This is a genomic window from Allobosea sp. CER48 (assembly GCF_044752385.1).
GTDB lineage: Bacteria > Pseudomonadota > Alphaproteobacteria > Rhizobiales > Beijerinckiaceae > Allobosea.
In genome coordinates this window covers 1-10,112 of sequence record NZ_JBIWYK010000065.1, presented here as the reverse complement: position 1 = coordinate 10,112, position 10,112 = coordinate 1, and the positions used below count along the sequence as shown (strand labels likewise).

Annotated in this window: 7 protein-coding genes; 4 read left to right on the top strand and 3 right to left on the bottom strand. The window is 67.8% G+C overall.

Annotated elements, in window-relative coordinates; translation table 11 throughout:
- The first annotated feature begins 106 nt into the window (after positions 1–106).
- Positions 107–1,351, top strand: a complete 1,245-nt coding sequence (locus ACIPIA_RS04555) for a Zn-dependent hydrolase (protein ID WP_400507106.1) — start codon at positions 107–109, stop codon at positions 1,349–1,351.
- A gap of 152 nt (positions 1,352–1,503) precedes the next feature.
- Positions 1,504–2,613, top strand: coding sequence for an aminotransferase class I/II-fold pyridoxal phosphate-dependent enzyme (locus ACIPIA_RS04550; RefSeq protein WP_400507104.1), 1,110 nt, complete (start codon positions 1,504–1,506; stop codon positions 2,611–2,613).
- A gap of 20 nt (positions 2,614–2,633) precedes the next feature.
- On the opposite strand, the gene ACIPIA_RS04545 is transcribed toward ACIPIA_RS04550, so the two are convergent.
- From ACIPIA_RS04545 to ACIPIA_RS04535, 3 genes are read right to left on the bottom strand one after another with little or no spacing between them, the layout of a single operon-like run.
- Positions 2,634–3,599: an ornithine cyclodeaminase family protein gene (locus ACIPIA_RS04545; protein WP_400507102.1), complete on the bottom strand. Its 966-nt coding sequence runs from the start codon at positions 3,597–3,599 to the stop codon at positions 2,634–2,636.
- The gene (locus ACIPIA_RS04540) at positions 3,592–4,209 is read right to left on the bottom strand and encodes a helix-turn-helix transcriptional regulator (RefSeq protein ID WP_400507101.1); all 618 of its coding nucleotides are present in this window, start codon (positions 4,207–4,209) and stop codon (positions 3,592–3,594) included. The genes ACIPIA_RS04545 and ACIPIA_RS04540 overlap by 8 nt, the downstream gene beginning before the upstream one ends.
- A gap of 10 nt (positions 4,210–4,219) precedes the next feature.
- On the bottom strand, positions 4,220–5,335 hold the full coding sequence (locus ACIPIA_RS04535; RefSeq protein WP_400507099.1) for an aminotransferase class I/II-fold pyridoxal phosphate-dependent enzyme: 1,116 nt from the start codon (positions 5,333–5,335) through the stop codon (positions 4,220–4,222).
- Between the two features lie 150 nt (positions 5,336–5,485).
- On the opposite strand from ACIPIA_RS04535, the gene argH reads away from it, so the two are divergent.
- Both argH and ACIPIA_RS04525 read left to right on the top strand, forming a co-directional pair.
- On the top strand, positions 5,486–6,904 hold the full coding sequence (gene argH, locus ACIPIA_RS04530) for an argininosuccinate lyase (protein ID WP_400507097.1): 1,419 nt from the start codon (positions 5,486–5,488) through the stop codon (positions 6,902–6,904).
- Between the two features lie 158 nt (positions 6,905–7,062).
- Positions 7,063–10,071, top strand: coding sequence for an aminotransferase class III-fold pyridoxal phosphate-dependent enzyme (locus tag ACIPIA_RS04525; protein ID WP_400507095.1), 3,009 nt, complete (start codon positions 7,063–7,065; stop codon positions 10,069–10,071).
- The last annotated feature ends 41 nt before the right edge of the window (positions 10,072–10,112 follow it).

Sequence of the window (10,112 nt, the reverse complement as noted above, 5' to 3'; positions counted from 1 at the left end):
GGCCATGCCGCCGGCACCTGCCGCGATGCGCCGCCAGCCCTTGCCCGCAAGCACTTTCGCCGGCCAGATTTGGATCCCCCGCCTGCCGACCCGAGGATCGTTCCCGATGCCCCTGCCCGCCTCCGCCCGAATCGACATCGAACGCTTCTGGTCGACGATCGAGCGCTCCGCCGGGATCGGCACCGGCCGGCCGGGCGGCCTCTCCCGCCTTGCGCTGAGCGATGCCGACAGGGAGATGCGCGACGTTTTCGTCGGCTGGTGCCGCGAGGCCGGGCTCGGCGTGCGGATCGACGCGATCGGCAACATCTTCGCGCGTCGGGCGGGGCTCGACGACAGTCTGCCTCCCGTCATGATGGGCAGCCATCTCGACACGCAGGTGAATGGCGGGCGTTTCGACGGCATCGCCGGCGTTCTGGGCGGGCTGGAGGTCATCCGCGCCCTTGATGCCGCCGGTCACCGCACCCGGCGCCCGCTCGAACTGGTCAACTGGACCAATGAGGAAGGCGGCCGCTTCTCTCCGCCTATGGTCGGCTCCGGCTGCTTCACCGGCGTCTACACGCTCGACTGGGCGCGGGACCGCCGCGACGATGACGGCAAGTCGATGGGCGAGGAGCTGGATCGCATCGGCTACACCGGCGAGGCGCAAGCCGCGCCGCCTCCGCTCGACGCCTATTTCGAATTCCACATCGAGCAGGGGCCGATCCTCGATCGCGAGGGCTTCCAGGTCGGCGTCGTCACCGGCGGCTTCGCCAGCACCGGCATGATCGTCGAGTTTCGGGGCGAGACCGCCCATACCGGCCCCTGGCCGATGGAGAAGCGCCGCAACGCGCTCGCCGCCGGCGCAAGGCTGCTCACCGCCGTCGATGATCTCGGCTGGGAATTCGCGGGCAGTGGCGGCAAGGCGACCGCGGCACGCCTCGTCGCCTGGCCGAACAAGGCTGGCATCATCTCGGACTGGGCGCAGGCGACCTGCGACGTCCGCCACGCCGATCCGGAAGCGGGCGCCGTCATGGCCGAGCGCATGCTGCGCGCCGCGCATGAGGCCGGTGCCCGCGCCAATTGCGAGGTTGCGATCCTCGACAGCTGGCGCTGGGGCGGCAGGGTCTTTGCCGAGGAGATGATCGGCCTCGTCCGCCAGACCGCGCTCGCTCAGGGCTACCGCACGCGCGACATCCTGAGCCAGGCCGGCCACGACGCCTATTTCCTTGCCCGGCATACGCCGACGGCGATGATCTTCGCACCGTGCAAGGGCGGCATCACCCATAACAACAACGAATCCTGCACGCGGGAGGATCTCGCGCCCGGCCTCGACGTGCTGCTGCGGGCGGTGGTGGCACGGGCAGACCGCTGACGGACAGCAGCTCCCTGTCGCAATAAACAATCAGTCCAATTTGGATTTATTGTCCAAATTGGACTTGACCCGTCAGCCGCCCGGCCTCACAGATCGCGGCAAGCCCTGCCTCCGCAACGGCAGGCAACGACGCCGCATCGCCGGAGGCCGCCATGAAGTTCGACATTTTCCAGATGGAGCGGAACCAGACGCTCTTCGAGAACGACGTCGAGATCAACCTGACCGAGAGCGGCGTCCATCCCTGGTCGATCGAGGACATTCTGGGCGAACAGGCCGCGCGAGACCTGCTGAAGCAGCCCCTCGGCTATGGCTGGACCGATGGCCGGCCGGACCTTCGCGCCAACATCGCCTCCTGGTATCCCGGCGCCAGCGCCGCGAACGTGCTCGTCACCAATGGCTCGTCTGAAGCGACGATGATCGCGCTCATGGCCCTGTTCGAGCCCGGCGACGCGCTGGTCTTCGCCCTGCCCAACTTCATGCAGATCGATGGCCTCGGTCGCGCTCTCGGCTTCGACATCCGCCGGCTGGCGCTCTCCGGCGACAGCGACTGGCAGATCGATCCCGCTGAACTCGCCACGGTCGCCGCCGGCGCCAAGGCGATCGCCGTGACCAACCCTGCCAACCCGACCGGCAGCGTGCTGTCCGCCGCCAGCCGTGCCGCGCTCGTCGAGGCCGCGAAGCGCAACGATGCCTGGCTGATGGTCGACGAGATCTATCGCGGCGGCGAGATCGACGGCGCCGAGACCGAGACCCTCTGGGGCAGCTACCCCAAGGTCGTGGTCACCTCGAGCCTGTCGAAATCCTTCGCCTGCCCGGGCCTGCGCCTCGGCTGGATCGTCGCACCGGCCGAAGTCGTGGCGAGCGCCGCGGAGCGGCAGGATTACACCACGATCGGCAGCGGCATCCTCAGCCAGATCCTCGCCGAAGAGGTCATGCGCCCGGAAACACGCGGCCGCCTGCTTGCGCGAGGCCGCGATTTGCTGCGCAGCAATGCCGATCTTGTTGCGCAATGGATGGCGCAGCATAACGACTGGTCCTGGCGGCGCCCGCAGGCGGGCGGCATGGCCTTCCTGCGCTACCCGCTCGACATGCCGTCGGAGGTTTTCTCGCAGAAGCTGCGCGAGGAGGAGAGCGTGTTCGTCGTCGCCGGCAGTTGGTTCGGCATCGAGAGCCACATCCGCATCGGCATCGGTGTGCCGACCGACGTGCTGCGCGACGGGCTGGCGCGGATGGACCGCTTTCTGGCGCGGCACAAGGGCTGAACGCCCCGGAAAAGGCGGCGCTAAGCGCCGCCCCGGCGGCCGATCCCCTCCAGCACGACCCGTGCGATCGCGATATCCTGCACCGCGATCCCCGTCAGGTCGGCGATGGTGACGTCGTCGTGTGAACGGCGTGCCGGCACGTCCCCGGCCAGGACCGCCCCGAGCTCGATGCAATCCCCGGCATCGATCAGCCCGACGGCCGCCGCGGCGGCGAATTCGCCATGGTCGAGGCTCTGTTCCAGCGAGTCCGCGATACGCGTATCGGCAAGCGCGACCAGCGCGCTGTCCAGCTCCTGCTTGCCCGGCGCATCGGCGCCGAGCGCGGTGATGTGCGTGCCCGGCCTGATCCAGTCGTCCCGGATGATCGGCGCAGCGGCCGGCGTCACCGTGATCACCGCATCCGATTGCGCGCAGAGCGCTTCCAGATCGGCCACCGGCTCGACGACGATGCCCTCCCCTGCGAGATCGCGCCGCAACGCCTCCAGCTTCTCCGGCGAGCGTGCCCAGACCGCAAAGCGCGGCTCGCGCTCGCGCAACAGATGCGCGGCGGCGCGAATCTGGAAGCGCGCCTGCGTACCGGCGCCGACGATCCCGATCCGGCGTGCATCGGCACGCATCCCCGCCCGTGTCGCGATGGCGCCGGCCAGCGCCGTCCTGAGATCCGTGAGCCAACCCTCGTCGCGCAGGATCGCGACGACCGCCCCGGTCTCGGCCGAGAGCGCGATCATCATGCCGCTGGTCGTCGGCAGGCCCTTGGCGGGATTGTCGTAGAACCCCGTGGCGATCTTCACGACGAAGATCGGATCACCCGCGATATGACCGAACTTGATATGGCAGTCGCCATTATGCGCAGGGAAGCCGAGATAGCCGACCGGCGGCATCTGCACCTGCCCCGCCGCAGCGGCCCTGAACCCCTCCTCCAGCGCGATGAAGGCCCGGTCGAGATCGACGGCGGCCTCGATCTCCGCACGCGACAAGTCAAGCATCCGGGGTCTCGTTGGCCTGGTTGAGGTAGTTGTAGACGGTCGCGCGGGCGAGCCCGAGGATGCGCGAGATGTAGGCGGCGGCATTGCGCCCGCCGAAGGCGCCGTTGGCGGCAAGGTCCGCCACCAGTTCGCGCTTCTCTGCGCGGCTGAGGCCGGTCACCGCGAGCCCGCGGCGCTGCGTCCATTGCTGCACGAACTCGTTGATCCGCTCGTGCCAGTCTTCCTTGAACAAGGCCTGCGGCTTCTCGACGCCCGCCGGCACCGTCGCCAGGGCGGAAAGCGTCTGCATCAGCGCATGGAACTGCGAGACATCGACATTGATGCAGAGCACGCCGATCGCCTTGGCCCCGGCCGAGAGCACGATGCTGATCGATTTCAGCCGCCGCCCGTCCCAGTTCACCTTCTCATAGGGGCCGATGATCGTCTCGTCAGGGTCGAAGCCGATCTCGTCGAGCAGGGAGGGTTCGCCGAGCACGCGCTGCGAGAAGTTGCCGGCGATGTGCACGACGCTCTGCGACGCCAGGTCGTGCAGCACGACCTCCGCATGCGGCCGGAACAGCAGCGCCACCGCATCGCAGACCGGGAGGTAAGGGGCGAGTTCCGGCGTCATGCCCGCTCCGTCAGCGCGGCTGCGACTTGAGATAGTCGCTGAGGCGCTCAAGTCCGACCGAAAGATGGTCGCCCGGCGCGCCGATACCGATGCGGATATAGCCGTCCATCCCGTAGACGTCGCCCGGCAGCAGCATGATGCCGCGCTCCTCGCGCAGGCGATGAACGAGATCGGTCGAATTCATCGAGTGGCTGTACCTGATGAAGGCCATGCCGCCGGCCTTGGGCGGCACGAAGGAGAAGAACTCCTCGTTCGCCTTCACCCAGCTGGTGAGCAGTGCGAGGTTCTCCCGCAGGATGGTCTTGCTCCGCTGCAGGATTTCGGCGCGCTTCGCCGGCTGGATGACGATCCGGGCGATATGCTCGCTCAGCGCGCTTGTGGTGATCGAGGTGTAGTCCTTGTTCTGCCAGGCGGTGTAGATGTCCTTGGCCGGGCCGACCAGCCAGCCGATGCGCAGCCCCGGCAGCGCCATCGCCTTCGAGAGGCCGCTGGTGATGATCGCCTTCTCGTAGAGATCGGCGAAGCTGGGCGGCTCGTCGGTTTCGAGCTCGGCGCCCTTGTAGACTTCGTCGGCATGGAGATAGCAGCCCTGCGCCCGGGCGATCTCGACCAGCGAATCCATCGTCTCGCGGGAGAGCAGGCTGCCTGTCGGGTTGTTCGGATTGCAGATCGTCATCAGCTTGGTGCGCGGCGTGATCGCCCGGCGGACCTCGTCGAGGTCGGGCGTCCAGCCCAGTTCCTCGCGCAGCTTCACTTCCTTGACGTTGGCGCCGATCGCCCGCGCCCAGCCCCAGATCTGCAGATAGTTCGGCACGAAGACGATGATCTCGTCGCCCGGCTCGATCAGCGACATCACCATCAGGAAATTGGCTTCCGCCGAGCCGTTGGTGACGATCACCTCGTCCGAGGTCCGGTTGCGATAGAGCTTGGCGATGTCCTCGCGCAATTCGACGGCGCCGTTGGTCCAGCCGTAGCCGAGCTCGACCTCCATCAGCTTCGCGCGCTGCTCCGCGCTGAGAAGCTCATTCAGCGAATAGGGATGGACGCCGCTATCGGAGAGATTGAACTCGACGGTGTTCTCGTAGAGCGACTGGATGCGCTCCAGGCTGAATTCTTCGATCTTCATGCTGCCCATCCCGCGCCGGCCGATCCGCCGCATCTCCCGCGAGTATGATGGGCATCATTTGGACGTCAAGGTCGATTTTGGAATTTACAGTCCAAATCGCGATTGCTATCCCTTTGCGATCACGTCGCAGCCGCTCCCGGAGAGCCCATCATGTCCGACCAGAATCCCGGTGCCAACAAGATGTGGGGCGGACGCTTCACCACCGCGCCGGCCGATGTGATGCGCAAGATCAATCCCTCGATCGGCTTCGACTACAGGCTTTACCGGCAGGACATCGCCGCGTCCAAGATCCATGCCGCGATGCTGGCCCGCCAGGGCATCATCGCCAGCGCCGACAATGAGCGTATCCAGGCCGGGCTCGATCAGATCCGCGGCGAGATCGATCGCGGTGAACTCCAGTTCAGCATCGACCTAGAGGACATCCACATGAATGTGGAAGCGCGCCTCAAGGAGATCATCGGCGAGCCGGCCGGGCGCCTGCACACCGCCCGCAGTCGCAACGACCAGGCCGTCACCGACGTCCGCCTCTGGATGCGCGACGCGATCGATGCTCTCGACGGCACCCTCCGCGACTTGCAGCAGGCGCTGATCGAGCGCGCCAGCGAGCATGCCGGGACGATCATGCCGGGTTTCACCCACATGCAGGTGGCCCAGCCCGTGACCTTCGGCCACCATTTGATGGCCTATGTCGAGATGTTCGGCCGCGACCGCGAGCGTCTGGCCGGCGCCCGCCAGCGCACCAATGTCTCGCCGCTCGGCGCAGCCGCGCTCGCCGGCACCGCCTTCCCGATCGACCGGCAGTTCACCGCGAAGGAACTCGGCTTCGCCCGGCCGACCGAGAACTCGATGGATTCGGTCGGCGCGCGCGACCATATCTGCGAGTTGCTGTTCTGCTGCTCGATGCTGGCTGTGCATCTTTCGCGCCTCAACGAGGAGATCACGCTCTGGTGCAGCGACGGCTTTCGCTTCATCGCGCTGTCCGACGCCTTCACAACCGGCTCCTCGATCATGCCGCAGAAGCGAAATCCGGACGCTGCCGAACTCGTCCGCGGCAAGACCGGCCGCGTCGTCGGCTCGCTCACCGCGATGCTGGTCATGGTAAAGGGCCTGCCCATGACCTTCATGAAGGACATGCAGGAGGACAAGGAGCCGATGTTCGACGCGCTGGAGACGGTCGAGCTCTGCGTCGCCGCCACCACCGGCATGATCCGCGACATGACCGTGCGCCCCGACGCCATGCGCGCCTTCCTCGATCGAGGCTTCCCCACCGCCACAGATCTCGCCGATTGGCTGGTGCGCGAGGCCGGCGTGCCCTTCCGCGACGCCCATCACATCACCGCCCGTGTCGTCGCGCTGGCGGAGGCCAGGGGCTGCACCCTGCAGGCGCTCGACCTCGACGCCATGCGCTCGGTCGATACCCGCATCAGCCAGGCGGTCTTCGAGGTTCTGGCGCCGGAGCACTCCGTCCGCAGCCGCCGCAGCTATGGCGGCACGGCTCCCGATACCGTGCGCGAGGCGATCGAGCGGGCGACGCAGCGCTGGCTGGCCGGCGAGCCGATCCAGGGCTGATCTCCACCCTCGCCCAGCGCAACCCGGCGGCCGCCGTCCCGCAAACTTTGCGGGATCAAACCGGCGGCCTTTCTGGCTATGGATGACGGCGCCTGTCGATTCGGCCGGCCTGAGAGACGAGCGCGGAGCCACAGCAGCTCCGCGGCGGGGGAGCGATGATGGAACACGTCTGGTTGCGTGGGGTCGCCGAGCAGTTCGGCATCGATGGCGGGCTGCGGCAACTCGGCGGCGAATACGACCTCAACTTCCGCGGCCAAACCAGCGAGGGCGACGTCATCGTCAAGGCGATGCGCCCGCAGGGCGAGCCTGCGCTCGTCGACCAGCAATGCGCCGCCATCAGCCACGCCCTCGCCGCCGATCCGACGCTGCCGCTGCCGCGTCTTCTCCCGGCCGCAGGCAACCGCTTCTGGCAGAACGTCGCCGATGCCCAGGGCCAGCAGCGCATGGTCTGGGTCCAGCGCGCCTTCAAGGGTATCCCGCTGGGCGAAGCCGGGCCGCAGCCGCCGGCCGTCCTCGCAGAACTCGGCGCGCTGACCGCGCGTCTCGATCTCGCCCTCCGCGACTTCAAGGTCACCGCAGCGCCGGACGCCGCGAAATGGGACCTGACCGAGGCCGGCTGGATCAAGCCGCATCTCGACGTGCTCGAAGGCTCGCGCCGCGCGCTCGTCGCCGGGATCATCGCAGCCTTCGAAGCCATCAAGCCCGTGCTCGACAAGCTGCCGCGCCAGACCATCCATAACGACCTCAACGACTTCAACATCCTTGTCGAGCCGCGTCTTGGCGAGCCGGCCCGCATCAGCGGCCTGATCGATTTCGGCGACATGACGAATGGCCCGCGTGTCTGCGAGATCGCGATCGCCGCCGCCTATGCCATCCTCGACCACGAGACGCCGGACACGGCGCTCGCCGCCTTCGTCGCCGGCTATCACGTCGTCTCGCCGCTCAGCGCCGAGGAGATCGGCCTGATCTGGCCCCTCGTCCGCATGCGGCTCGCCGTCAGCGTCGTGAACTCGACAATCGAGGCCAAGGGCCGCCCGGACGATCCCTATGTCACGATCTCGCAGGCTCCCGCCTGGAGGTTGCTGGAGAACCCCGCGATCGACGGAGAGCTGATGGGCGCGCGCCTGCGCAACGCCTGCGGTCTGCCCGTCACCGACGCGGCCGGCCGCATCGCGAGCTGGATCGCCGCGCAGCGCGGCAGCTTCGCCCCCGTGCTCGGCCGCGCGCTCGACGGCCTGCCGGTCGGCTCGCTCGGCGTGGCCGAGGCGACGATCCCGCAGAACCCGTTCGAACTGCGCGCCGACGAGGCCCGCAATCTCGGCACGGGCCTCGGCATCACCTCGGAATGGTGGCTCGGCCAGTATGGCGAGCCCCGGCTGGTCTATACCGACAAGGCCTTCCGCAAGGGCCGCTGGCTCGCCTCCAACCGCCGCACCATCCATATGGCGGTCGATGTCTTCGCGCCGGCCGGCGAACCGGTCCGCGCGCCTCTCGCCGGCAAGGTCGCACTGGCGGAGAACCGCACGGGCCATCTCGACTATGGTGGCGTCGTCATCCTCGAACATCGCACGCCTGCGGGTGACGTCTTCCACACGCTCTACGGCCATCTCGCGGCGGACGGCGCAGCGCAGCTGAAGCAGGGCCAGGAGATCGCGGCAGGCGAGGCCTTCGCCAAGCTTGGCTCGGCCGAGGAGAATGGCGGCTGGGAGCCGCATCTGCATTTCCAACTCGCGCTGACGCTGGACGGCATGGGCCATGACTGGCCGGGCGTCGCCGATCCCGACGACTGGGCTCTCTGGCAGGCGGTCTGCCCGAACCCCGCCGCCCTCCTCAATCTGCCCGACGATGTCGTCGCCTATCAGGCGATCGACGAGGTCGCGCTGCTGGCCGAGCGCAAGGCCCGCTTCGGCGCCAATCTCAAGCTCAGCTACAAGCGCCCGGTCACCTTCCTGCGCGGCTGGCGCCACCATCTCTTCGACGCGATGGGCCGGCCCTATCTCGACGCCTACAACAACGTGCCGCATGTCGGCCATGCCCATCCGCGCATCCGCAAGGTGGCGATGGACCAGCTGGCGCGGATGAATTCGAACACGCGCTATCTGCACCCGGCGCCGATGGGTCTGGCCGAGCGCCTGACGGCGAAGCTGCCCGAGGAGCTGGAGGTCTGCTTCTTCGTCAATTCCGGCTCGGAGGCGAACGAGCTGGCCCTGCGCCTCGCCCGTGCGGCGAGCGGCGGCTACGACATCGTCACGCCCGATCACGGCTATCACGGCAACACCACCGGCGCGATCGACATCTCCGCCTACAAGTTCAACAAGCCGAACATGGGCGGGCGCAAGCCCTGGGTGCAGCTTATCGACGTCGCCGACGACTATCGCGGCCGCTTCCGCCGCGACGATGCCGACCGGGCCCTCCACTACGCCCGGCAGGTCGACGGCGCGCTCGCAGCCATCGCCGCTCGCGGTGGAAAGGTCGCTGGCTTCATCGCCGAGACCTTTCCGAGCGTCGGCGGCCAGATTATCCCCCCGCCCGGCTATCTCGCCGCGGTCTATGAGCGCATCCGCGCTGCGGGCGGCATTTGCATCGCCGACGAGGTGCAGACCGGCCTCGGCCGTCTCGGCGAGTACTATTTCGGCTTCGAGCAGCAGAATGTGAGGCCGGACATCGTCGTGCTCGGCAAGCCGCTCGGCAACGGCCACCCGATCGGCGCGGTCATCACGACCCGCGCCATCGCCGAGCGCTTTGCGGAAGGCCCGGAATATTTCTCGACCTTCGGCGGCTCGAACCTGTCCTGCCGCATCGCGTCGGAAGTGCTGGATATCGTCGAGGAGGAAGAGCTTTCGGCCAATGCCAAGGAGATGGGCGACAAGCTGCTCGCCGGCATGCGCGAACTGGCCAAGGACTATCCCTGCGTCGGAGACGTCCGCGGCATCGGCCTCTTCCTCGGGCTGGAACTGGTCACGGATCGCGAGACGCTGGCGCCCGCCACCGATGCGGCCTCCCATGTCATGAACCGCCTGCGCGACATGCGTATCCTCGTGGGGCGCGAGGGGCCGGCGGACAACATCCTCAAGATCCGCCCGCCGCTGACGGTCGGCGGGGATGATGTCGAGATGATCCTCGACCGCCTGAGGATCTGCCTGCGCGAGGTCGAGACGGCGCGCTGAGCCGCCTCAGCCGGCCTTCGGCTCTTCCTGCAGCGTGTAGC

What these genes read in the sequence shown, in the direction of transcription:
- ACIPIA_RS04555 (WP_400507106.1), top strand. Translation starts at nt 107, where the DNA reads ATGCCCCTGCCCGCCTCCGCCCGAATCGACATCGAACGCTTCTGGTCG.
- ACIPIA_RS04550 (WP_400507104.1), top strand. Translation starts at nt 1,504, where the DNA reads ATGAAGTTCGACATTTTCCAGATGGAGCGGAACCAGACGCTCTTCGAG.
- ACIPIA_RS04545 (WP_400507102.1), bottom strand. Translation starts at nt 3,599, where the DNA reads ATGCTTGACTTGTCGCGTGCGGAGATCGAGGCCGCCGTCGATCTCGAC.
- ACIPIA_RS04540 (WP_400507101.1), bottom strand. Translation starts at nt 4,209, where the DNA reads ATGACGCCGGAACTCGCCCCTTACCTCCCGGTCTGCGATGCGGTGGCG.
- ACIPIA_RS04535 (WP_400507099.1), bottom strand. Translation starts at nt 5,335, where the DNA reads ATGAAGATCGAAGAATTCAGCCTGGAGCGCATCCAGTCGCTCTACGAG.
- argH (WP_400507097.1), top strand. Translation starts at nt 5,486, where the DNA reads ATGTCCGACCAGAATCCCGGTGCCAACAAGATGTGGGGCGGACGCTTC.
- ACIPIA_RS04525 (WP_400507095.1), top strand. Translation starts at nt 7,063, where the DNA reads ATGGAACACGTCTGGTTGCGTGGGGTCGCCGAGCAGTTCGGCATCGAT.